Below are 24,022 nucleotides of genomic sequence, written 5' to 3' on the forward strand. Positions count from 1 at the left end.
TGTCTAAAAGGGACAAGATTTATATAATCGGCAGGATAATAAAGATGCTATTAACGAAGATGGAGAAGCTTTTTTCCTAAAAACCCGCAATTAGCGGGTTTTTACTTGTAAATGATTGGTTTAAAGAGCAGAATCAACTACTGAGTAAATACCAGGCTGACTGGATGAAGAAATTCCAGAACATGGTTTGAAATCAGGACTTTTTTTGTTCGCCATGCTCTGTTACAATAATACGGATGTTTTTTTTTACCACTAAATAAGTTTAAGCGGTATCAGGTATTTTAATATTTAAAGATTAGTAATTACTATTTTGTTTTGGGTTTACTTCATAACCAAAATACGCGAGGTGAATCATATTTGTATGAGCAGAAAAGAGCACCGATTGTTGAAGCCTTAAAAAACTATGTACAGGACGGGGTAATCAGATTTCATATGCCCGGTCATAAAGGTGGACTCCATCTACAGGAAAACTTATTATTTGATTGGTTGGGAGGCGGTATCTTTTCAGCCGATGTAACCAATGTTCCGGGTATGGATGACCTGCACCAAACCGATGGTGTAATCAAGGAGGCTCAGGATTTAGCTGCCCGGGCTTTTGGAGCTGACAGCACCTATTTTTTAATTAACGGCAGCTCCTGCGGTTTACAAGCATTAATAGTTACTATCTGCCAAAACGGAGATAAAATACTGGTGCCCAGAAATATGCACCGTTCTATGCTTAGTGGCCTGATCCAAAGCGGCGCTATCCCTGTTTTTTATTCACCGGAGTATGACGGCAACTTTGGTATCCCGTTGGGTACAGCGCCGGAAACAATTGAAGAATGTCTGAACAACCATCCCGATATTAAAGCCGTGCTATTAGTCAATCCAACTTATCATGGTGTAACTTCTGATATTCCGAGCATCGCCAATATTGTGCATGCCCGCAACATTCCCCTGTTGGTGGATGAGGCGCACGGCCCGCATCTGTTTTTTCACGAAGATCTCCCTCCGACCTCTCTGGAAGGCGGGGCTGATGCGGTGGTGCAAGGCACGCATAAAATATTAACCGCTTTTACCCAGGCATCAATGCTGCACGTTAAAGGGAACATGATTGACCGGCAAAGGCTGGAAGCAACCTTGCGGCTTTTGCAAAGCACCAGCACCTCCTACCTGCTGCTGGCATCCCTTGATGCTGCCAGGGCACAAATGGCTATGCACGGCAAGGAATTATTAAATGATGCGCTGAAACTGGCTGGTTATCTAAGGGAGGAAATTAAAAGCATTTCCGGATTTACTGTTCTGGAAAAGGATACGTTTGGGAATAGAGGTTTGTTCGATCTGGATCCCACCAAGGTGACTGTCTCCATAAAAGGTTTGGGTATTACCGGTTTTGGGGCGGAAAACTGGCTAAGGGAAAATCACCAGATACAAGTGGAAATGTCAGACATATATAACTTGCTTTTTATTGTTTCTTTTGGAAACCGGCGCACTGAACTTGACTGCTTAATTAAAGCATTAAGAGAAATGGCAGTTTATGCAGAGACCAACCAGTTAAAAGATGATATGTTTGCAATACAAAATGAAAATGATAGTTTTGTGCCCGGCATACCTCAAATGGTTATGTCCCCGCGGAAAGCGTTTAACGCTACGCCAGTCACCCTTCCTTTACGAGCGGCTGTTGGCCGGGTAAGCAGTGAGGTAATTGCTTGTTACCCGCCGGGTATACCGGTAATTTTCCCGGGTGAAATTGTAACTGCGAAAATTGTAGACTATCTGGAATATATGATCAGTATTGGTGCACACTTTCAAGGCTGCAGCGACTTAACCTTAAAAACAATGCGTGTTGTTAAATGAACAAACAGCAAGCCCGCGTTTACGCGGACATCTTTTGCAATAGCCTGAACATAAATATAACAAGGTTTTCTCACTATTGATAGTGAGAAAACCTTGTTTCTTTGAGGGTGGATCACGATTTTAGCTTAGCAGTGAACCGTTTAGTCCAGGTATTTCGTTGGAAACAGGGCCTTCCGTTTGGAGAGGCCCTGTTTCATCTAGATTAAAGCATTGCGTTTTTTAATGTACGGGTAGGTCCATTATTTTATTTAGCGGCATATATTCCAGATTTAATGCTTGCGCCACTGCTTGGTAGGTAATTTTGCCGTCAATGGTATTAACTCCCCGGGCCAGAGCGATATCTTCTTTAATCGCTTTTTCGTAACCTTTGTTGGCCAGGGCTGCGGCATAGGGCAGTGTTGCATTGGTTAAGGCAAAGGTGGAAGTTCTGGCTACAGCACCCGGCATATTGGCCACGCTGTAGTGTACCACACCGTACTTGACAAAGGTAGGCTCAGTGTGGGTGGTCACCCGGTCCACAGTGGCCACGCAGCCCCCTTGGTCAATGGCCACGTCCACAATTACCGAGCCGGGCTGCATTGCCTGCACCATTTCCTCGGTCACGATTTTAGGCGCCCGGGCACCGGGAATCAGCACGGCGCCGATCACCGCATCGGCTTCCGCCACCGCTGCCTGGATATTATAGCTATTGGACATTAATGTTTTCAACCGGGCGCCGAAGATATCGTTCAGATAACGCAGCCGGTTGGGGTTTTTATCTAAGATGGTCACATCCGCTCCCATGCCCACGGCAATCTTGGCAGCATTGGTACCCACCACGCCACCTCCTACAATGGTCACCTTGGCGGGAGAAACGCCGGGCACGCCGCCCATTAAAATCCCCTTGCCGCCGTGGGGCTTTTCTAAAATTTGCGCGGCAATTTGTACAGACATCCGACCGGCCACTTCGCTCATCGGGGTTAACAGCGGCAGCGACCCGTCTTCCGGTTGAATGGTTTCATAAGCAATACCTACTACTTTTTTCTTGAGCAGCGCCCGGGTTAGTTCCGGTTCCGGAGCCAGGTGCAGGTAAGTAAACAGTACTTGACCTTCTTTGAACAAATCATATTCCGCAGGCAGGGGTTCTTTTACTTTTATAATCATATCCGCAGTCTGATATACCTCTGCAGGCTCGCTCAGCATCCGGGCGCCGGCTGCAATGTATTGTTCATCGCCAATACCGCTGCCTGCACCGGCGTTATTTTCAATAACCACCTGGTGACCAGCGCCAACCAGTGTTTCTACGCCTGCGGGTGTAATGGCCACCCGGTTTTCATTATTTTTTATTTCTTTGGGAATGCCGATCATCATATTTGCTCACCCCTTAGCGAATTTTTATTAATCAAATTATATGCCTGCCATTATTAATGCGTCAGCAACTTTTTTGCACACGATGTTATTATTTTGACCATTTGGGCCAGAACATTGTAAAATTTTTATGACATTAATTTGTTCTGGAGGCCGGTATTAACAGTGTTATTGTGCAGATACTTTATATTTTGCGTCATTAAATAGTTTATAATTTATATAGTAGTCAGGAGACGGAAGGCAGGAGTCAGAATAAAAGAACAGTTTATCGTCTCGAAGTATTTTAGAATTGTGACTATCTGAATAGTAATAATTAATTTAAGGAGATGGAGCAATTGCATACTGCAACCGACGGGCTGCTGTCCCTGATTGAAAAGGATAAATTATTACAGATTATAGAGATATTTACCCGGGCTACGGACATCACTATTGATGTTAACGATGCCGAGGGTTTCCCCGTTGTTTACCACCCGTTTTTTTACGGGTTTTGTCAAATGATTAGATCTACCGATACAGGTTTGGCCAGGTGTATCAAATCCAACGCCGATGTGGGCTTCAAAACTGCTGCCACCGGCAAAGTTTGTTTCTCCACCTGCCATGCCGGTATTGTGTTAATGGCTGTTCCCATAGTGGTTGACGGCGGTTTCTGCGGTTCCATCACCTGCGGTCAAATGCACTTGTCTCCGCCTATAGGCGATGCTATTGATCAAATGCAAAGCGCAACCCGCGACCTTGGCCTGGATAAGCACAAGTTAACGCAAACATTTAAGGAAATCCAGGTTATTTCCCGGGAAAAGTGTCTGGCCGCCTCGGAAATGATTCAGTTTATCATTAACTATATGATTGAATTAATCTACCGGGGCAAGGTAAAGGAGGCTGCTGCGCTGGAGCAATTACGCAGCCTGCACCAGGCTAAAACCAGGGCGGATCTGGAGAATTCATTGCGCATGGCGGAGCTGAAAAATTTACAGGCCCAAATAAAGCCCCACTTCCTGTTTAACACTTTGAATACCATCAGGGGGCTGATCACCCTGGGCAATAATGACCAGGCCCTGCAAACTATTTACGCGCTCTCAGGCCTTTTGCGCTATACCGTTGACCAGCATGACGAGTTGGTTTCCTTGCGTGAAGAATTGCAATACATTAAAAGTTACTTGATGATTCAAAAATTGCGTTTTGGGGAAAGACTGTCCTTTAATATTGATGTGCACGAAAGCCTGTTGAATATACAAATACCTATGCTCAGCCTGCAGCCGGTGGTGGAAAATGCCTGTATTCACGGCCTGGAGCCCAAGGAAAACGGCGGTTGTTTAAATATCCGGGGGGAAAGTGACGGTCAAAATGTTGCCATAATCGTAGAGGATAACGGCGCCGGTATAGCTGCAGGGGTATTGGATCAATTGAGGGCTAAATTGGGTACGGTGGCGGCTGATGAAAGGGAGGCCCTGCCGGCCAGTACGGGGTTGAGAAACGTACACCGTCGCATTCAGCTTTATTTCGGCCGGCATTACGGTATTCAATTAGACTCGGTTTCGGGCGGCACTAAGGTTGCATTAAAACTGCCGGTACTGTCGGCATAGTAATGGGGTGTGAATATGTATAAGGTTTTGATATGTGAAGATGAGGCCCTGGAGCGCCAGGTTTTACGTTACCTGCTGGCCAACAGCGAGCTGCCGCTGGAAGTGGCGGGCGAGGCCGCCAACGGCCAGGATGCGGTAAAACTGAGCTTTTCACTGCTGCCCGATATAGTTTTAATGGATATAAAGATGCCCAGTATGGACGGTTTGTCTGCCGCCAAAGCCATCAAGGACCGGAATCCTGTTGTGGAAATTGTGATCATCACTGCTTACGGCAAATTTTCCTATTCTCAGCAGGCAATCAAATACCAGGTTGCCGATTACCTTTTAAAGCCTGTCCAACCTGAGGAATTATTTAATACTCTGAAAAAAATTATTACCCGGTTGGAGCAAAGGCAGGCCGGTCCTGCGGGTGCTCTGGAAAGCACCAGTATTAAACCCGGACTGCTGAAGGAAATGATTAACCACCTGCTTTTATACAACCCCGAACAGGGCAAATTGGCGTGCAGAAAAATTATTTCCGAGTTTCTGTCGCAAAACCGGCAGTTTTCTCGCAACCTGCTTGCTTCACTGGCTGTAAAACTGCTGGTTTTGACCACCCAGATACTGGTCAACGGGGGGATTGCAGAGGAGGAACTGGCCGGCGTCAATAACGAACTGGCCGCAGCCATCAATTCTATCGGCAGGCCGCAGGAATTAATGCTCTGGGGGGACCAGCTGGTGGACAAGTTTATTATGATTATTAAACAAATTCCCCACAACGACCGGGAAATAATTGAGCTGGTCAAAGATTTAATCCACCATAATTATAGCAGGGAGTACACCCTGGCCCAGGCGGCATCCGAAGTTCACCTGAGTCCGGCTTACCTGAGCCGCATTTTTAAACAAAAAGTCAGGCAGAGTTTTACGGGCTACCTCACCCAACACCGCCTTCAGCAAGCCCGGCAGCTGTTACTCCATACGGAAAGGACTATCGATGAAATCGCCTATTCGGTAGGTTACAGCAATAACAGCTATTTCACTGCCGTTTTTAAGAAAAATACCGGACTTACCCCTTCGGAGTACAGGCTCAAGGGAAAAAATGCTCAGTAATGCAGTAATGCGGCAGTCTACCAGGAATGGGTTCCAGACGTTAAAGGTTAATTTTACTTTAACAACCGGGGCAGGCTTTCTTCGGCATACTGCTTGATTTCTTCCGGAAACCGGAAGGACATGGCTTTTGAGGCTATCAGCTTGGTTTTCGTAACGTTTAGGCGGGAAATAACCTGCCTGGCCCGCTCAATTTGCCCCGGGAGCATGGTTAATTCATTGACGTCCATGGAGATCAAAATCGGTATTGCCGCAGGTTCGCCGGCCAGTGGCGCTTCAACACTGACTGATTTTTTTCTTTTGCGCACTTCTCCCGCCAGATTGGCAATTTGAAACAGAAAAGAAGGTGCGTATTCATGCAGCAGGTTACTCCCGTAACCATTACCGGTTATAGCCAACGTGTGGTTTTTTAGATTTTTACAGATATTAAAAAAAGATACCTCAAAGGACATAACCTGGGCCAAAACCGCAGCGGCGGGTGTTTCCACCTCAATTCCGATTTCCATATATGAATCATAGTTAATATTTTTTTCATTTAAATCGCTGTGAACACGGTCAATTAATGCTTTAACTTTAAGTATTTCTGATACATCGGAAACCATAGGGAGGAGCAAACGAAAATTTCTTGTCACGCTGGCCCTGGCCAGGGCTCTGATTTGGGTTGTTAGAATTTCAGGCAGTTCCAGTCCAAGCCGTACCCCGCGGCACTGTTCCGACAGCCCGTGATTGTGTAAGATCGGTATTTGAGATGGTTTTAAATTCAGGGACCTGACTGTTACCGGCCGGTTATCCATAATCCGGCTTACCTTCTTGAAAATTTCGTATTGTTCATCTTCAGAAGGCAAATCAGTTTGATTAAGATACATAAAATCAGTGCTGAACAGGCCTAACCCATCCGCGCCTGAATTCGCGGCTGCTTCAACTTCTTCCAGTGAATAGGCAGCCGTGTTTACTTTAATGATATGTCCGTCGGCGGTATGGGTTGGGGATTGATTTTCTGGTACACTCAATTTATTTCACCCTTTGTGTTAACGTCGGTATTTTTAAAAAGACAGTTCAGTTTAATCTAAACTCTTTATTTCATTATATACTTGTTTTCTGACCACCCGAAAGAAATCATCGATATCGTTATCTATGTAACCTGCAGCAAGCTCAATTAAACGCGCTACCTTGGGAATATCAATATTAATTTTATGCCGGATAAACATTTGAAAGTTGTATTTTTGAGCCAGGGACATTGGTGTGGCCTTGGAGGTATCGATATAACCGGTAAAGCCTGATAGCCTTGATTTTATGTGGTGATCGCTGCTTCCGGTTAAGCCGGGCAGAATTTCGCCCAGCCGGGTGATTAAAGCAACGTTGCTGAAGGCCCGATGTATCGTATTGCCGTAGTTGCCCAGGGCACTGATCCGTAATTCGATGCCCATTTCAACAATATTATGAGCTTTCCACCATCCCATTTGCGGGGGGATGTTGCATGCTGCAACGGTTTCCTCAACCAGCAGCCTGCCTTTTTCAAAGCAATAACCGCGCTCAAAACCGGAATATTGTTCGTCGCCAAAGTAATCCAGCCCCTTTGGTGTGATGCCATGTGAAATTGCCCCCAGGGCTAAGTCATTCATTTCACTGTCTTTGCCAATTACCTGCCATAGCTCATGGCCAATGCTGTGTGCCTGGATATGGTTAAAATTTTTGCTGATGATCATATCCGGCAGCAGGCTGCCCAGGGTAATGGCGTCGGATGCGCGATTTAGTAGCATTTCTGCAAAATAAACATGGGTCTGTGGAAATATGACGATCTCCCCCCTTGCAAACCATTTGGATAAACATTATTCTTAGAATATGTCAGCCAAGACTTTTTTTAAAGCATCATCTGTTTTGTTAATATTGTTTGTGGCCAGCCGGGTTCTGGGCTTTGTTCGGGAACAGGTTATAGCCGCGCTTTTAGGGACGTCGGCTCAGTCCGACGCTTTTGTTGTAGCTGCCACCATACCTTTTACATTTTCCACTATCATCGGCGTTTCTGCCGGTAATGCCTTTCTCCCTGCCTACACAGCGCGTATTCAAGGACGGAACGGCACTTATCTGGCGTCTACGGTGTTTTATTTGATCGGCGCCTTTGTAGCGGTGTTAACTGTTCTCGGCTATATTTTTACTCCGCAGGTTGTGGACTTGTTGGCCCCGGGTTTTGTCGGTGAGGCCAGACACCTGGCGCTGTTATGCACCAGAATCATGCTGCCGTCGACTTTCTTCCTAACCATGGGTTTTTTGGCCAAGTCGGCCCTTAATGCCCACAGGGAATTTTCCGTTCCGGCCGCGGCTCCGGTCGGGCAAAACCTTATCTTCCTGGCCTTAATTCTCCCATTCGGAACTATGCAGGGTCCCGGCCTGGCCTGGTGTACGTTGGCCGGTGCGGTCTTGTTTTACCTGTATAACCTGCCGGCGTTAAGAAGGTTCGGTATTCCCCTGCTGCCGAAATTGGATTTAAAGGACCCGGATGTTATCGCGGTAATGCGTCTTACCGTACCCGTTATAATTTCCACCCTGGCTGCCCGGGGCTTTGTGTTTGTAGATCGCTGGTTTGGCTCCCATTTACCCGAGGGAAGCATAGCGGCGCTAAATTTTGCCAACCGGGTGCGCGAGCTGCCTTACGGTCTTTTTGTTGCTGTGGTTTCCTCTGTGCTTTTTCCTGCGCTTGCTGCCGCCGCAAGCCGCCGTGATATGAAGCAGCTTCGCGATAGGACCGCTATGGGTTTGCGGTTGGTTGCGCTGGTTGCTTACCCCAGCGCAGCCATAATGTTAATACTGCCGGAACCATTAACCAGACTGCTTTTTGAACGGGGGGCTTTTGACGCTTCCGCCACTGCGGCGACCGCTACAGCTCTTGGCTTTTACTCTCTTTCTGTTGTTGCCATGTGCGCTGTATCCGTGCTTACATGTACATTTTTAAGCCTTGGCGACGCTGTTTTGCCTCTGCTGTTTGGTTTGGCCGGGCTGGGTATAAATATTGCGGCAGATTACCTGCTGGTTGGCGCAATGAGGCATGCCGGCCTTGCATTGGGCAATACGGTTGGTTTCTTTGTTACAGCCATCCTTTTCCTGGTGTTTCTCTCACTGCGCTTACCTGGTTTTGACTGGAAAAAACAATCTAAGGATCAGCTGAAAATTTTGGCTGCAACCGTGGTTTCCACACTTGGTATGCGCCTGATTGGAGGATATGCAGGTTTATACACCGGTGCAGTGACCCTTCCAGGATTAATACTGGGCATATCACTGGCGGTTGGCGCAGCCGGCATAATATTTATATTCATGCTGGTATTATTCAACATAGAAGAAACAGCATTTATTAGGCGCAGAATAATAAAATGATATTGAATAAAACATAATATTATAATATATTATTAAAAAAAGATAACAACAGGTGCTGGGGAGTGTTGAACAACATGAAAGAAACAATGAATTATGATGAGCCCGCCAGATTATTAAAGGCTCTGGCCCATCCAACCCGCCTTTGTATTGTGGCAGGCTTGCTTAACGATACTTGTAACGTCAATAAAATGAAGGACTGTTTGGCCTTGCCGCAGTCAACGGTATCACAGCAGCTGGCCATATTACGGGCCCAGGGTATAGTTGACGGCGTGCGTTGTGGCACTGAGGTTCATTATAAAGTCACCAATGAAAAGGTTAAGGAATTGATAAAAGTGTTGCTGGGTGATAAACAGGATATTTTTAAGTAGAGAACTTAACCCATAATCCAACCACAAGATAGTGGTAGTCCAAACTTTTATTAATCAGAGGGCTGACTCCACCTGTTTAGAGCTTTTCCGTTAAGGTAATTAAATCTTTTGCCCTGCCAGGTGTCTTCCTCAACCAGTTTTCTTTCCAGCTCAGTTTTAATTTTCCACCAGCTGGCATCCCAGTTACAAAATAATACCTCGTTTTGGGGGCCCTTTCCCACCAGGCGTTGAATGACAATGCCGGGGTCCAGGTATTCCAAGAAGGTTATAACCCTGCGGACATAGTCCTCCAAAGTAATCAGATTTATCTCTCCGCGTTGGTACATATTCCCGAGTTCTGTATCACGAACAATATAAAGAGAGTGTAGTTTAACGTATTTTACACCTAGTGCTGAGACAATTTTGGCGTTTTCAATCACATCGTCAATGTTGTCCCAGGGCAGGTTTAATATTAAATGAACACATATTTCAAACTGCCTGCGATGGATGCGGCTTACGGCATCAAGAAATTCCGCCAGGGTGTGGCCCCTGTTTATTTTTTTCAGGGTATGATAATTTACTGATTGAAGACCCAGTTCCACGTTGATGTCCAGGTTTTTTTCCTCTTTGGCTGCTGCGAGAATATCCAGGTAAGTTTCATTAATACAGTCCGGTCTTGTTGATACTGAAATGCCCACTACATCTTCTTCTGCTGCGGCTGTTCGGATATTTTGAGCAAAACGGCCCGGAGGTAAATAGGTATTTGTAAATGCCTGGAAGTAAACAATAAATTTTTGGGCGCCAAATTTCTTTTTAAAATATTTCTTGTTTTCTCTGATTTGTTCCTGCACCGACAGCGAGTTGGGCAGGGCATCAAAGCCGGCCCCCTGCTCATCACAAAATATACAGCCGCCTGTACTCAGGGTGCCATCCCGGTTGGGGCAGGTTCCCGGCAAATTAACCGGTAGTTTATATACCTTTTGGCCAAATTTTTTAATCAGGTGTTCTGAGTAAATATTATATCTGTTTTTGTTTTCCATGTTAGCTCCTGCGTGTTTTATGCAAATTCTATCATATTTGACAGCCAACCTCCAATGACCTTACCTGTAACGGTAATTTTTTATTTATTTAATAGCCCCGGTAGTGAAACTTTTTGTCGAATAATAGCGTCATAGAGATAACAACAAAAACAGCCGGGGGAATGATCGTTGGCAGCAAAAAGAAGAAGAAAAAAAAATCAATCGTTTATTAAGAAAGCAGCACTGATGACAGTGCCAGTTTGCTTTGCATTAATGATTATAGGCCATTATGCAAGTGATAAAGCTTTAAAGGCTGAGGCGACCGAAATCTTGCCCGGCGTTTCAGTAAACGGGGTGAGCCTGTCGAATCTGGAAAGGCAGGATGGGATTAAGCGATTGGCCCAGCTTGCGGATGAAATTTCCTCGCAAGCAGTAGAGATTGTCTACAACGGCGTAGGGCATAGTGTTACTCTGGGTCAGCTTGGTTTAACCATGGATAACGAAGAAACAATAGATCAGGCGCTGGAATTGGGTAAGCAATTGGGTCTAATAAGACGCTGGCAGGCCCAATTACACCCGGTGGAAAGAAATCTTCAACCGGTAATCTATTTAGACAGCGAAAAAGTCCACCAGGTGCTGCAGGGGATCTGCGGAACTATGGAACAGAAAGCTGTCAACGCCCGGCTGGCAATAACCGCCGGTGATCAGGTAGTTGTCGAGCCGTCGCAAGATGGTTATTTTATTGATGAAAATTTGTTTTCCAGCCAACTAATTGAGCGGATTCAAAACAATCAAAGCTTAAAACTCGATCTGCCGGTAAAAGTTGAACAGCCCGAGATTACTGCGGGCGACATCCGCTCTTGGGGTGTCATAGGTCTGGTCGGGACATTTACAACAAGTTTCAATGCTCAGCAAACTAACCGCACCCATAATATCGCTACTGCAGCAGAGGCTTTGGATGGGCTGTTAGTTAAGCCGGGGGAAACTGTATCGTTTAATACCGTTGTTGGCCCGCGGGGTGCGGAGGAAGGCTATAAGCCCGCGAACGTGATTGTGGGGAACAAGCTTGAAGAAGATTGGGGCGGCGGGGTGTGTCAGGTTTCCACAACATTATATAACGCCATTTTGCTGGCCGACCTTGATGTCAAGGAGCGGAGCAGCCATTCCCTGCCGGTAAGTTATGTCCCTGTTGGACGGGACGCCGCAGTGGCCTATGGCGTACTTGATTTTAAATTCCTAAATAATTCCGGCAGCTACTTGCTAATTAAAACAGCTGTTCAGGGGAACGGGGTAACTGTTAAAGTGTTTGGAAATGACAGCGTAAAAAGATCAGTGCAAATTAACAGCTGGATAACGGAAACCGTAGAGCCTAAAAAAATATATAAAATTGACCCGGCAGTGGCGCCGGGGCAACCGAAGCTGGTTCAGCAAGGCGCCGAAGGGTATAAGGTGGCAGCTGAAAGGGTTGTGCTGGAAGGGGACAAAGAGATTGCGCGGGAACCGTTGCCTGCCAGCTATTACCAACCTGTTGAAGAAATAGTGGCTGTAAACAATGAAACAGAGATTCCCAGGCCGGAAGCAGCTAAACCTCATCAGCCTTCGGACCAAAGCTCAACCCGGGCGGGTGAATCTACCGGCGAGGAGACGCCGGCCCGTGGCTCAAATCAACAGGGTGAATCCACCGGACAGCAGCCGCCGGCCGTTAATACTGATCTGAATTAAGCTGATAAAAAACGAAGCTGTTGGCTAAAAATTGCCAACAGCTTCGTTATATTATAGTGTCAGCTTTTTATCGGCGGGACGTAAGCCGCAGTAACGCTGCGGTACATATCAGTCCTGGTGATTCCCGTCCAGGTGATTTTGGGAACATTGCCGGATTCGCGCTTGGCCATGTACAGCAACAAATCTAACACCCGGCATGAATAGCCCCACTCGTTATCGTACCAGGCCAGCACTTTAACCAGCTTGCCGTCCATTACCATGGTGGAGGGAGCGTCGACTATGGATGAATGTGAATCGCCATAGTAATCTTTGGAAACCAGTGGGGCATCACTGTAAGCCATGATCCCCTTTAGTTCTCCCTCGGCACTGCTGCGCAAAGCCTCATTAACTTCCTCTGCGGAAGTGGCCCGTTCTACCACAGCCACAAAATCAACCACTGACACATTGGGGGTGGGTACGCGCATGGACAGGCCGTTTAGCTTGCCCTGGAGTTCAGGAATCACCAGTCCCACGGCTTTAGCGGCGCCCGTTGTGGTGGGAATTATCGATACCCCCGCTGCCCGTGCCCTGCGCAGATCCTTATGGGGGAGGTCAAGGATTTGCTGGTCGTTGGTGTATGAATGCACCGTTGTCATCATGCCGTTGTTTATTTTAAAACGCTGGTGCAGTACTTTGACCACCGGTGCCAGGCAGTTGGTGGTGCAGGAGGCATTGGATACCACATTATCCTTTTCGGGATTATAATCATTGTGGTTTACCCCCATAACAATTGTTGCGTCAACATTCTTGCCCGGCGCGCTAATGATTACCTTGCGGGCGCCGGCCCGCAGGTGTGCGGCAGCCTCTTCCCCCTTGGTGAAACGGCCGGTGGATTCAACCACCATGCTAACCCCGAGGTTGCCCCATGGCAGTTCAGCCGGGTCTCTTTCAGCCAGAACGCGGACTTTTTTCTCATTAACCATAAAACTTCCTTCTTCAGCTCTAACCTCAGCGTTTAAAACGCCGTGCACCGAATCATACTTTAATAAATGGGCCAGCGTTCTGGCATCGGTCAGGTCGTTTACCGCTATTACTTCCACTTCGGGATTATTCAAGGCCGCACGAAATACATTACGTCCGATACGGCCGAAGCCGTTGATTCCGATTTTTATCGTCATTAATAGACAGCCCCTTTCCAGTCTGAACCATTCTTTTTGCATATAGTAGTTGTTAGCTATAGTTTGACCGGCGGCTGGAAAGGTATGAATGCCAAATGTACGGTTATTTAAGCACGCAGTTCCATTATATCCTGATCCTGCAAAATGTTTTGCCCGGTAAATTTTTATTTTTTAGTCCAGGTCCAACTTGACTTCCACACAGGCGATGGCAACGATGATGGAATCATCTCCATCCCCTAATTCAGGCAGTAAAAGGCCCGGCGCTTGCATGCCGCCGGCTATTGTTCTGCAGGACTTGCTGCCAAAGGGTATTGTTTCCAAAACCTGTTGGCTGTCAAGTTTTTCCGGACAAGGCACGGCCACCGTTACATCAACTACCATTTGATTCAGGTCTGTAATGCCGAGAATTTCCGGTATGCCGCACAGGCAAGCATGCGATATGGCGTCTTTAACAGCTTTGCAAGCCGCGCCCGTTACATCCTGGCCATGAAAATCAATACCGGTGCCGAATTCTATGATATATCGCTTGATCATACGGAATAAAACCTCCACTATCGTTTTGGCTATGAGTTGTTGGAAAAGCTGTAATTAAAAGATGGCATCGCCGCTGTTTCCATTCAGCCCCGGGTGTACGTCAAAGCGTACCGCTCCTACAGCCACATCCCTGCCCGCAGCCCGGGCGGCTCTGGCTACACCTTCGTGACCGAAGCCTCCGCACAGCTCAATGGCTTTGACCCCTTCGGCAACCAACTGTTGGATGACTTCTTCGGCCGCTTGATAGTTCCGTACCCCTATCACTTTTAATTCCACTTCCGGAGTGCGCACCTCGGAATTGTGCTGGGCGGGCTCGGCGCCGGGCGCTAAAAAAATAAACGCTGCTTTAAGCATTATAAAAAAACCTCCTTTTAACATTTAACGGGATTATGATGCAAAACATATGCCAAAACCTGCAGGTCGAAATTTTAGCAGGAACTGCTCGGGTCTGTCCGGTTTTCGTACACTGTTTTGTCGGGAAGCAAATAATTCTAGCTGATGTGAATTGTGCTAAAATATTCTTGAAATTAGTGCCGGAGCTATATAAACTATTATTAATAAAAAAATTGTGGTTATTTTATCAACTGAAACAATATTTTAGTTATCAACACGGACATGCATAACCAGACACTCATAACGCTTGGTGAGCACTTTGGTGCCGATTTTTAGGGGAATAGTGTACAAGTATTATTGATTAGGGGGTCTGGGAAAACATGATGGCAGGTCATGCAGGATTAAATAAAAGGAGAAATCTGGAAAAAAATTGGGAGGATTTTATATACTCCGATAAACTTGATTTGAATAAACTAAACAGTGACATCGTCTCATCCTGGCAAAGATGCAAAAAGGCGGAGGTAAATCCCCTGGGCGGTAAGTGTGATCACATATACGGGCGGGACCGGCTGGAACAAATATGCGAGTCCAATAAAATGCTTTTGGAAGTGGCTACGCCTGTAATAGAGTCGGTGTATCATACCGTTCAGGGGTCTGGCTTCATGGTGGTACTGGTAAACAACGAAGGTATTATACTTAAAACGATGGGTGATTATCAAACTCTGAACAGCGCGGAGCGGCTGAACTTCGGCCAGGGGGCTGTTTGGACGGAAGAGTCGGTGGGCACCAATGCCATAGGCACTTCACTGACATCCGGCATTCCCATCCAGATTACCGGCGCTGAGCATTTTTGCTCCCACCATCATGTCTGGACTTGCTCGGCGGCACCCATATGCGGTCCGGAGGGGCATGTGCTGGGCTGTTTGGATATGTCGGGACCCTATGATAAAATGCACCCGCATACGCTGGGCATGATTGTAGCGGCGGCTCAAGCCATTGAAAGCCAGCTGCGCAGGGAATTGTCCAAAAGTGAATTGGAATTGGCGCTTAAAAAGTTGACAACAGCGGTGGATACGGTTACCGATGGAATAATGTATATTAATGGAGATGGAATAATTACCGATGCCAATATTCCCGCCTGCAACTTGCTGGGCCTGTCATATGGCAGATTAAAGGGGATGCGCTTCAATCATGTGCTGGGCGGCGATATCGTTTCCGGCTGCTTTACGGCTGGAGCTTCAGCAAATGGGGAGGATTTTATTATCTCTGCTCCCCTGGGCAGGTTGGTTTGCTCTGTCAAAACCATTACCCATAGTAACGGCACAATAGGCGGCGCTGTGGCGGTTATCCGTATCCAAAAGAATGGCGTTAGAGGGCCGGGAGGCCATTGCACCGGCGGGGAAATGAAAGCCGCTGGCCCAAGCACTGATACTGGTTCCGGTAACGGCCCGGTCCGGCCTTCCGGTGGGGTATCCAGCGGTACCGCCAGCCGGCAGGCCGCTCCTTTCAATGGTATTATAGGCTGCAGCCAGCCTGTTCGCGCTGCGATTAATCTGGCCCGGCGGGCGGCGGCCTGTTCCTCCACCGTGCTGCTGCTGGGGGAAAGCGGCAGCGGCAAAGAAGTATTTGCCATGTCTATTCATATGGCGAGTGACCGCCGCCAGGGCCCCTTTATTCCAGTTAACTGTGCCTCGCTGCCCAGCGGGTTGATCCAGAGCGAGCTATTCGGCTATAGCGGAGGGTCGTTTACAGGTGCAAAGCGGGACGGCCAGCGGGGCAAATTTGAGCTGGCCCACGGTGGTACACTGTTTTTAGATGAAATCGGCGATATGCCGTTGGAGATGCAGGCCAATTTACTGCGTGTGCTTCAGGAAAAAGCGGTGATGCGGGTTGGTGGCAGCAAAATTATTCCTGTGGATGTGCGTGTGATAGCCGCCACCAATAAGGACTTGCTGCGGGAGATGCAACAGGGCCGCTTTCGGGAAGATCTTTTTTACCGGATTAATGTGCTGTGTATTGAAATACCTCCCGTGCGGGACAGGGGCGCAGGCGACCTGCAGCTGCTCACTCAGCATTTGCTGGTTTCCATTGCCGCCAGGCTGGGAAGGCCGGTATGCAAAATTGACTCCGCAGCAATGAAGATGCTGGCGGAGTACCACTGGCCGGGTAATGTGCGGGAACTGGCCAATGTGCTGGAGCAGGTGCTGATTATTACCGATGACGATGTTATCCGGGTGGAACATTTACCGCGTTACCTGCAAAAGCCGGCCCGGGATTCGCAAGGATTGGCCGGGCAGGTTCCCTGTGAACCGGAGGAATCAGGAAGGGGTAATCCTGTAAGCACACTGGAACAAATAGAAAAACAAGCTATTCGCGAGGCGCTGCAGCGTTTTGACGGCAATATCAGCCGGACGGCGCGGGCGCTGGGTATAGGCCGGAACACACTGTATGATAAACTGAAAAAATATGATCTTAAAGATTGAGTAAAGATAAGGTTGGGCAAAAAAAATACTGGCTGCCAGTAATGAAAGGCAGCCGGTATTTTTTTGCCCAGTAACAAGAGCTGAGAAAGTTACACATTGTTCGAGTTATGACCATTGTACGGTTTCCGAACAGTAATGTTCTTTATAGTAATCTTTGTTGTTGCTTGGGACATTTTGTTTGGCCAAGCCGAACTGCAATTGTTGCAACGAAGTTCCGGTGATGGGTATTGTAAAGTTGACGCCGGTTTGGCTTGGCCAAGGGATTTAAGTTAATTATTAAGATATGAAAAAATGGTATAGTAGGCATATTTATTGCAAAGTGCCATTTTACGTAAATAAAATCATTAAGGAGGTTGTTGCTGTGAAAGCTGCATTATGGTATGGAAAGAAGGACATTAGGATCATGAATGTACCGGAACCGCCGAGTCCGGGGATGGGACAGGTAAAAGTGAAGGTAATGTGGTGCGGAATTTGTGGTTCCGATCTGCACGAATACTTGGCCGGTCCTATTTTTATTCCAACGGAAAAGGAGCATCCTTTAACCGGAAAAAAAGCCCCCGTTATTCTTGGTCACGAATTTTCCGGTGAAGTAGTGGAAGTCGGCCCGGGAGTAACCAATATTAAGGTCGGAGATCGGGTGGCCCCGGATGCCTGTCAGGTTTGCTGGGAGTGTGATCGTTGTAAAGAAAACCGGTATAGTCTTTGTGACAAGCTTGCTTTTACCGGTTTAATGATCGATGGTGCCTTTGCAGAATATGTAAATGTGCCGGCTTATACGATATATAAAATACCGGACAATATGTCTTATGAAACCGCGGCTTTGATCGAACCCCTGGCGGTAGGTATGCATGCTGTACGCCGCGCGCCGCTTATTCAGGGTGATACTGCAGTTGTGCTTGGCGCGGGTACAATCGGGTTGGTTACTCTCATGTGCGCGCGTGCCGCCGGTGCCAGAGAGGTATATACTATTGAAATGGCTAAGGCCAGAAAGGAGTACGCACTGAAGGCAGGTGCGACTGTAGTCTTAGACCCCTCGGAAGTAGATGTTGTTGCGAAAATTCATGAGCTTACCGGTGGCGGAGCTGATGTGGTATTTGAATGCATCGGAAATGATAAAACAGGTCCACTGGCAGTAGAATTGGCCAGAACAGCTGGTAAAGTAGTTATTGTTGGGATCTTCGAAAAAGCGAGCAGTTTTCATTTTAACAGTTTATCTTTCACAGAGAAGACGGTAACGGGTTCTCTGGCTTATTATGGTGAGTTTGGTCCTGCTATCGATTTGGTTGCCGGCGGCCGCATTGATGTTGAACAACTGATTACCGGTAAAATAACAATTGATGATATTGTAGAAAAAGGTTTTGAAGAACTGATAAACCGTACAGAAGAAAATATTAAAATCCTTGTTCGGCCATGATAGTTAGTTGATGCACTTTACTTTTAATAAATCAGAAAGCTGCTGCGATCCGCATTCTGAATGCACTGTCCACTTCAAGTGGTGATGTTTTGTCGTAATGATATTGTTTGATAAATATGCTAAATAGTCTGAATAAACTATAAACAATCAATCAAAAAGTTAGTGTTAAAGGAGGAAATTATAATGGGTAAAGTTGCGATTGTAACCGGAGCAGGACGGGGGATTGGTAAGGGAATCGCTCTTAGATTGGCTAAGGACGGCTTAGATGTTGTGGTTAATGACATTAATGCTGAAAATGTCAATCAGGTGGCAAAAGAAATAGAAGCCCTGGGTAGTAATACTATGGCCATAGCTGCTGATGTATCCAACGAAAAAGAAGTTTACGCCATGGTCGATGAGGTAGTCGGCAAATTCGGGCAATTAGATGTGATGGTTGCTAATGCGGGGGTGGCTAATGTTAAGTTGGCTATAGAGATGACCGCGAGTGAATGGGATCAAATTTTCGCAGTGAACTGCAGGGGAATGTTTCTTTGTGACCAGGCGGCAGCCAAACAGATGATTAAACAAAATAGCGGTAAAATTATCAATTGCGCCAGTATAGCGGCACATGCCGGCTTTTATTTGTTGGCTGCTTACAGCGCAACTAAATTTGCTGTAAGGGGTTTTACTCAGGCACTGGCCAAAGAATTGGGGTCGTACGGAATCACAGTTAATGCCTATTGCCCCGGCATTGTGGGAACAGATATGTGGGAGCTCATCGATGAAAAAATGGGACCTTACCTGGGGCTGCCCAAAGGAGAGGTTTTAAAAGAGTATTCCAAGCTGATAACGATGGGCCGGGTGCAAACTCCGGATGACGTGGCCTGCTTTGTATCTTATCTGGCTTCAGCGGATTCAAACTATATGACAGGCCAGTCCGTAATGATCGACGGTGGGATAGTCATGAGTTAATTTAAACTGATAAACTTTGCTCATTCATGTTAGCCAATTACTGTACATTAATCGAACAGTTTTACGTACCGGCTTTCTTCAAAGGTAAGCTTATTCATTTACTGTTTGGGGCGTTTTGTTTTATGGCATTGTCCTTGCTAAGGCAAAGGGATGTTTAAAATCTTCCAACAAGATTTAATTAAGTTAGGAGGGATAGTTATGTCGTTAACTAAAGAAGAAATGATGGAAATGTACCAAAGAATGCTGTTGATCCGAGAGTTTGAAGACACAGTGGCCAATATGTTTTCCCAGGGGCAGATCCCGGGTTTCGTGCACCTGTACGTGGGAGAAGAAGCAGTGGCGGTAGGTGTCTGCAGCAATCTCAGCGACCAGGACTACATTGCCAGTACCCACCGTGGCCACGGGCACGGTATTGCCCGGGGCGCTTCAGTGGACAAAATGATGGCGGAAATCTTCGGTAAAATTGACGGTTACTGCAAAGGTAAAGGTGGCTCCATGCACATTGCCGATGTGGAACTGGGCTTTTTGGGTGCCAACGGTATTGTTGGGGCCGGTCTGCCATTGGCGGCGGGAGCAGCCTTTGCCAACAAATACTTAAACAACAATGGGGTGGCGGTCTGTTTCTTTGGTGACGGCGCTTCCAACAGGGCTACCTTTCATGAAGCGCTGAACCTGTCCAGCATTTGGAAGCTGCCGGTGATTTTTGTCTGCGAAAATAATATGTACGGCATTTCTATGAGCCAGGAGCGGCACCAGAATATCACCGATGTGGCGGACCGGGCCACAGCTTATGGTATTCCCGGGCTTACTGTGGATGGTAACGACTTGATGGCAGTTTACGAGGCTTCGTCCGAAGCCGTCAAACGGGCGCGGGCAGGAGAGGGCCCCACCCTCATTGAGTGCAAAACTTACCGGCACCGGGGCCACTTTGAAGGCGATGCCTGTGTGTACAGGAGCGAAGATGAACTTAACCAATGGAAAAAGAAATGCCCCATTGAGCGGTTCTCTGCCAGGCTTTTGGAAATGGGTTTGGCCGGCCGGGATGAACTGGACAGGATCAAAACTCAGGTAAAAGAACAGATCAAAAGTGCCCTGGAATTCGCCCGGCAAAGCCCTTTGCCCGATATAACAGAGCTGACCAGGGATGTTTATTGTGATTAAAAAAACATATTAACCAATTGATCTACAATTTATCTCGAAGGGGTGATTGATATGTTGGAAATGACTTATGCGCAGGCCATTAATGCTGCCCTGAGGGAAGAAATGAGGCGGGACGGCACGGTGTATATTTTTGGAGAAGACGTAGGTGTCTTTGGCGGCTGTTTTGGTGTTACCACCGGTTTAATTGATGAGTTCGGTGCCCGGCGGGTAATGGATACGCCCATATCGGAAACCGCTATTGTAGGCAGTGCCGTAGGCGCGGCCGCAGCCGGACTGAGGCCCGTGCCGGAAATTATGTTTGTGGATTTTATGGCGGTGTGTTTGGACGAATTTTTTAACCAGGCAGCCAAGATGAGGTATATGTTCGGCGGCAAAGCCAGGGTACCTGTAACCCTGCGCACTGTATGCGGGGCGGGGGTGGGGGCTGCGGCCCAGCACTCCCAGAGCCTGGAGGCCTGGTTTACCCACATGCCCGGGGTGAAAGTGGTGATGCCTTCCACACCGGCTGATGCCAAAGGACTGCTGGTGGCTTCGATTCGGGATGATAATCCGGTAATTTTTATTGAGCACAAAGTGCTGTACGGCCTATCCGGACCGGTACCGGAAGGTGAATATACCATTCCTCTGGGCAAAGCCGACATCAAGCGGCCGGGTGGGGACGTTACCGTGGTGGCCACCTCCCTGATGGTGCATAAAGCGCTGGCTGCGGCCCAAACTCTGGCCGGTGAGGGGATCGAAGCGGAGGTTATCGACCCCCGCACACTGTCACCATTGGACAAGGATACCATACTGGAGTCTGTAGCCAAAACCGGCCGTCTGGTAATTGTGCATGAAGCAGTAAAAACCGGCGGCTTCGGCGGAGAAATAGCCGCCATGGTGGCGGAGGAAGGATTTGACTATCTGGATGCACCCATTAAGCGGGTGGGAGCCCCCTTTACTCCCGTGCCTTTCAGCCCGCCCCTGGAAACGGCCTTCATCCCGAATGAAAATAAGATCATGGCGGCTATCAAAGAGCTGTTGTAAACAGAGGGATAAGAGAGGAAGAGATATGTGTCATCTGTGGGAATAATAGCCAACCCGGCCTCCGGCAAGGATATCCGGAGGCTGGTGGCCTACGCCACGGTATTTGATAACAACGAAAAAGTAAATCTGATTAAAAGAGTACTGCTGGGTTTGGATGCGGTAGGGGTACAGAGGGTTTATTTTATGCCCGAATACTTCGGCTTTTATCACCGGGCCATGGATGGCCTTACTGGGCAGCACCGGCCCGCGCTGGAAGTTCGTTTGCTGGATATGCCTGTAGAAGCCAACCAGTTGGATTCCCGGCGGGCGGCTGCCTTGATGGCCGACGCCGGGGCGCGGTGTATCATTACGTTGGGCGGGGATGGAACCAACCGGGTGGTGGCCCAGGGCTCCGGTGAAGTACCGCTGCTGCCCATTTCCACCGGCACCAACAACGTATTTCCCGTCATGGTGGAGGGAACTGTCGCCGGCCTGGCCGCGGGGCTTCTGGTCACCGGGGCGGTCCGGCCGGAACAGGCGCTGGTGCGGACCAAAAAATTGATGATCTACATTAATGGCCGGCCGGCGGACAGCGCACTGATTGATGCCGTGGTGCTGACGGACCGGTTTATCGGCTCCCGGGCGGTTTGGGAAGCGGATAAAATCAAGCAGGTAGTGGTTACCAGGGGAGCTACCACCAATATTGGCATTGCTTCCGTGGCCGGCGGTATTCGGCATATCGGCGTGGAGGAACCGCTGGGCATGCACATAGTGGTGGGTGATGACAACACGCCGCTGCAGGTTAAGGCCGCCATCGGGCCCGGCCTGATCGGGAGAGTGCCGGTAGCCCGGCATGAATTGCTGAGTCCCGGACAGCGGGTTGCGGTACTGGAAAATCCCTGCCTCATAGCGTTGGATGGGGAGCGGGAAATTCAGGTTAACCGGGGCGACCGGGCTGAAGTGGAGCTTTCCCCGGCCGGCCCCCTGGTGGTGGATATAAACCGTACCATGGCCACGGCTGCCGCCGGGGGAGCGTTTAAGATAAATACTATCGACGGAGTGAGTGATTAACAATGGCAAAAATCGTTTTAATGCCTAAATTGGGATTAACCATGCAAAAGGGCAGAATAACTAGCTGGCTGAAAAATGAAGGAGAGCAAGTGGCGCAAGGCGAGCCTTTGCTGGAAGTAATGACCGAAAAGGTTAACATTAAAGTGGAAGCTCCTTTTAGTGGAGTGCTGTATAAAATTATCGGTGAAAAAGGCAAAACACTGCCTATATCTGTGCCAATTGCAGTGCTGGCCGAAGAAGGCGATGCGGCGGATATTTTAGAAGCTACCGTAGACCAAGCCCGGGAAGAGCTGCGACAGGCTCTGTCCGCACAGGATCAGGCAACAGATACTAAAAAAGCTGAATCCAAGCCCGTCAAGCCCTTCGTGGTGCTCAGCGGCAGCCGCAAAATATCACCCCGGGCGGCCAGGCTGGCCCGTGAAGCCGGTGTGGACGTCAGCTTGATCAACGGTACGGGCACAGGCGGGCGAGTGGTGGAAGAGGATGTCCGTGCCTACCTGGAGCAGGTGCAGGGAGATGGCAAAGCACAGCTGATGCCTATTGACGGTATGCGGGGGGTTATTGCCGAAAGAATGTCCGCCAGCAGAAAACAAGCGGCTCATGTTACAATCATGGAAGAAATAGACGTTACGCCCCTGGGGGATGTGCGCAGCCAGCTTAATGGGCTGGATGAAACAGGTAAATTAAAGTTTTCTTACACTGACCTGCTGGTTAAATTTGTGGCTCAGGCGCTGACGGAATATCCCATGGTTAATACCCGCAGTTCGGACAGCGAAATCGAGCTGTCAGAACATGTTAATATCGGGGTGGCCGTAGCCCTGGAAAACGGTCTGGTGGTACCCAACATTAAAGATGCCCAGCGGCTGTCTCTGGAACAAATTTCCGCCAAAATTAAAGACCTGGCAGCCCGCGCCCGCAACAATGAGCTGGAGCCCCGGGAGGTGGAGGGCGGCACCTTTACCGTAAGCAACCTGGGAATGTTCGGTGCGGAAGGATTTACCCCCATTATCAACCGGCCGGAAACAGCTATTCTGGGAGTGGGGGCCATGCGCGCCAAACCGGTGCTTAAAGGCGGCCGGTTGGAAAAGCGCAGCTTAATGACTTTAAGTCTTTCCTTTGACCATAGAATTATCGACGGTTCTCTGGCAGCCGAGTTTTTAAGCAGGTTGAAAGAAATGCTGGAAAGCCCGCATCCCTGGTTCGAGTTGGAGCCCCGCAGCAGCGGGGAAAACGTGCTGGCCGGCGGCAGCAGCACCCCGGTGCAGTATCGCAAAGCCTACCAGGATGGCATTAGTAAATTGATGGAAACAGCACCCGATGCGGTGCTGGGTTTTTCCGCCCTTACAGAAGGTGTTATGTTTGATGACGGTGAGATCTCCCGGTTGAATAAAGAACTGATACTGGTGGCCCTGGCAGTGTATATTAAATGCGAATATTGCATCGCTGCGCATGTCTACAACGCGCTGGAACAAGGGGCTAGTCCCGAGCAGGTTCTGGAGGCGGCCAATGTATCCGTATTTTTCGGGGGTGGTGCGGCGCTGGCTCATAGTGCCGTTATGGTGCAGGATTGCCTGGAAGCTTTTTCCAATCGTTAATCGGGGGATGTGTTA

General features: G+C 48.3%; 20 protein-coding genes. 13 read left to right on the plus strand and 7 right to left on the minus strand.

What is annotated here, in order from left to right; genetic code table 11:
- Positions 1-357 precede the first annotated feature (357 nt).
- Positions 358-1,836, plus strand: a complete 1,479-nt coding sequence (locus BM056_RS13245; RefSeq protein ID WP_092471905.1) for an aminotransferase class I/II-fold pyridoxal phosphate-dependent enzyme — start codon at positions 358-360, stop codon at positions 1,834-1,836.
- Between the two features lie 219 nt (positions 1,837-2,055).
- Here BM056_RS13245 and ald read toward each other — a convergent pair whose 3' ends face one another.
- A complete protein-coding gene (gene ald / locus BM056_RS13250) occupies positions 2,056-3,186 on the minus strand; it encodes an alanine dehydrogenase (RefSeq protein ID WP_092471906.1) in 1,131 nt (376 codons plus the stop codon).
- Between the two features lie 323 nt (positions 3,187-3,509).
- Here ald and BM056_RS13255 point away from each other — a divergent pair, with 323 nt between their 5' ends.
- Entirely contained in the window at positions 3,510-4,763 is a 1,254-nt protein-coding gene (locus tag BM056_RS13255) for a PocR ligand-binding domain-containing protein (RefSeq protein ID WP_092471907.1), read from the plus strand.
- A gap of 15 nt (positions 4,764-4,778) precedes the next feature.
- Entirely contained in the window at positions 4,779-5,852 is a 1,074-nt protein-coding gene (locus BM056_RS13260) for a response regulator transcription factor (protein WP_092471908.1), read from the plus strand.
- A gap of 53 nt (positions 5,853-5,905) precedes the next feature.
- Here BM056_RS13260 and BM056_RS13265 read toward each other — a convergent pair whose 3' ends face one another.
- Together BM056_RS13265 and BM056_RS13270 are read right to left on the minus strand one after the other, a co-directional pair.
- The gene (locus tag BM056_RS13265) at positions 5,906-6,859 is read right to left on the minus strand and encodes a putative PEP-binding protein (protein ID WP_092471909.1); all 954 of its coding nucleotides are present in this window, start codon (positions 6,857-6,859) and stop codon (positions 5,906-5,908) included.
- Positions 6,860-6,910: 51 nt separating this feature from the next.
- A complete protein-coding gene (locus tag BM056_RS13270) occupies positions 6,911-7,609 on the minus strand; it encodes a hypothetical protein (protein WP_092471910.1) in 699 nt (232 codons plus the stop codon).
- Positions 7,610-7,691: 82 nt separating this feature from the next.
- Here BM056_RS13270 and murJ point away from each other — a divergent pair, with 82 nt between their 5' ends.
- Together murJ and BM056_RS13280 are read left to right on the plus strand one after the other, a co-directional pair.
- Complete coding sequence (gene murJ / locus BM056_RS13275; protein ID WP_092471911.1) at positions 7,692-9,218, plus strand: murein biosynthesis integral membrane protein MurJ; 1,527 nt, start codon at positions 7,692-7,694, stop codon at positions 9,216-9,218.
- Between the two features lie 74 nt (positions 9,219-9,292).
- Complete coding sequence (locus tag BM056_RS13280) at positions 9,293-9,586, plus strand: ArsR/SmtB family transcription factor (RefSeq protein ID WP_092471912.1); 294 nt, start codon at positions 9,293-9,295, stop codon at positions 9,584-9,586.
- 50 nt (positions 9,587-9,636) lie between these two features.
- Here BM056_RS13280 and mnmL read toward each other — a convergent pair whose 3' ends face one another.
- A complete protein-coding gene (mnmL, locus tag BM056_RS13285; RefSeq protein ID WP_092471913.1) occupies positions 9,637-10,605 on the minus strand; it encodes a tRNA modification radical SAM protein MnmL/YtqA in 969 nt (322 codons plus the stop codon).
- A gap of 168 nt (positions 10,606-10,773) precedes the next feature.
- On the opposite strand from mnmL, the gene BM056_RS13290 reads away from it, so the two are divergent.
- Positions 10,774-12,306 carry a VanW family protein gene (locus BM056_RS13290; protein ID WP_092471914.1) on the plus strand — a complete coding sequence of 511 codons (1,533 nt, stop codon included), beginning with the start codon at positions 10,774-10,776 and terminating at the stop codon, positions 12,304-12,306.
- Positions 12,307-12,365: 59 nt separating this feature from the next.
- On the opposite strand, the gene gap is transcribed toward BM056_RS13290, so the two are convergent.
- The 3 genes from gap to BM056_RS13305 all read right to left on the minus strand — a co-directional run bounded on the left by gap (position 12,366) and on the right by BM056_RS13305 (position 14,351).
- Positions 12,366-13,463 carry a type I glyceraldehyde-3-phosphate dehydrogenase gene (gene gap, locus BM056_RS13295; protein WP_092471915.1) on the minus strand — a complete coding sequence of 366 codons (1,098 nt, stop codon included), beginning with the start codon at positions 13,461-13,463 and terminating at the stop codon, positions 12,366-12,368.
- 171 nt (positions 13,464-13,634) lie between these two features.
- Complete coding sequence (locus tag BM056_RS13300; protein ID WP_174549958.1) at positions 13,635-13,997, minus strand: Lin0512 family protein; 363 nt, start codon at positions 13,995-13,997, stop codon at positions 13,635-13,637.
- Between the two features lie 54 nt (positions 13,998-14,051).
- Entirely contained in the window at positions 14,052-14,351 is a 300-nt protein-coding gene (locus BM056_RS13305) for a DUF6506 family protein (RefSeq protein WP_092471916.1), read from the minus strand.
- 359 nt (positions 14,352-14,710) lie between these two features.
- Between BM056_RS13305 and BM056_RS13310 the strand changes: the two genes are divergently transcribed.
- The 7 genes from BM056_RS13310 to BM056_RS13340 all read left to right on the plus strand — a co-directional run bounded on the left by BM056_RS13310 (position 14,711) and on the right by BM056_RS13340 (position 24,007).
- Complete coding sequence (locus BM056_RS13310; RefSeq protein ID WP_092471917.1) at positions 14,711-16,813, plus strand: sigma-54-dependent Fis family transcriptional regulator; 2,103 nt, start codon at positions 14,711-14,713, stop codon at positions 16,811-16,813.
- A 361-nt stretch (positions 16,814-17,174) separates the two neighbouring features.
- Complete coding sequence (locus BM056_RS13315; RefSeq protein WP_174549959.1) at positions 17,175-18,227, plus strand: 2,3-butanediol dehydrogenase; 1,053 nt, start codon at positions 17,175-17,177, stop codon at positions 18,225-18,227.
- Between the two features lie 183 nt (positions 18,228-18,410).
- A complete protein-coding gene (locus BM056_RS13320; RefSeq protein ID WP_092471919.1) occupies positions 18,411-19,178 on the plus strand; it encodes an acetoin reductase in 768 nt (255 codons plus the stop codon).
- Positions 19,179-19,376: 198 nt separating this feature from the next.
- Positions 19,377-20,339: a pyruvate dehydrogenase (acetyl-transferring) E1 component subunit alpha gene (gene pdhA / locus BM056_RS13325; protein ID WP_092471920.1), complete on the plus strand. Its 963-nt coding sequence runs from the start codon at positions 19,377-19,379 to the stop codon at positions 20,337-20,339.
- 51 nt (positions 20,340-20,390) lie between these two features.
- Positions 20,391-21,362, plus strand: a complete 972-nt coding sequence (locus tag BM056_RS13330) for an alpha-ketoacid dehydrogenase subunit beta (RefSeq protein WP_092471921.1) — start codon at positions 20,391-20,393, stop codon at positions 21,360-21,362.
- A 27-nt stretch (positions 21,363-21,389) separates the two neighbouring features.
- A complete protein-coding gene (locus BM056_RS13335) occupies positions 21,390-22,412 on the plus strand; it encodes an NAD(+)/NADH kinase (RefSeq protein ID WP_092471922.1) in 1,023 nt (340 codons plus the stop codon).
- A 2-nt stretch (positions 22,413-22,414) separates the two neighbouring features.
- The gene (locus tag BM056_RS13340) at positions 22,415-24,007 is read left to right on the plus strand and encodes a 2-oxo acid dehydrogenase subunit E2 (RefSeq protein ID WP_092471923.1); all 1,593 of its coding nucleotides are present in this window, start codon (positions 22,415-22,417) and stop codon (positions 24,005-24,007) included.
- Positions 24,008-24,022 lie beyond the last annotated feature (15 nt).

Source organism: Desulfotruncus arcticus DSM 17038 (assembly GCF_900113335.1).
GTDB classification, from domain to species: domain Bacteria; phylum Bacillota; class Desulfotomaculia; order Desulfotomaculales; family Desulfallaceae; genus Desulfotruncus; species Desulfotruncus arcticus.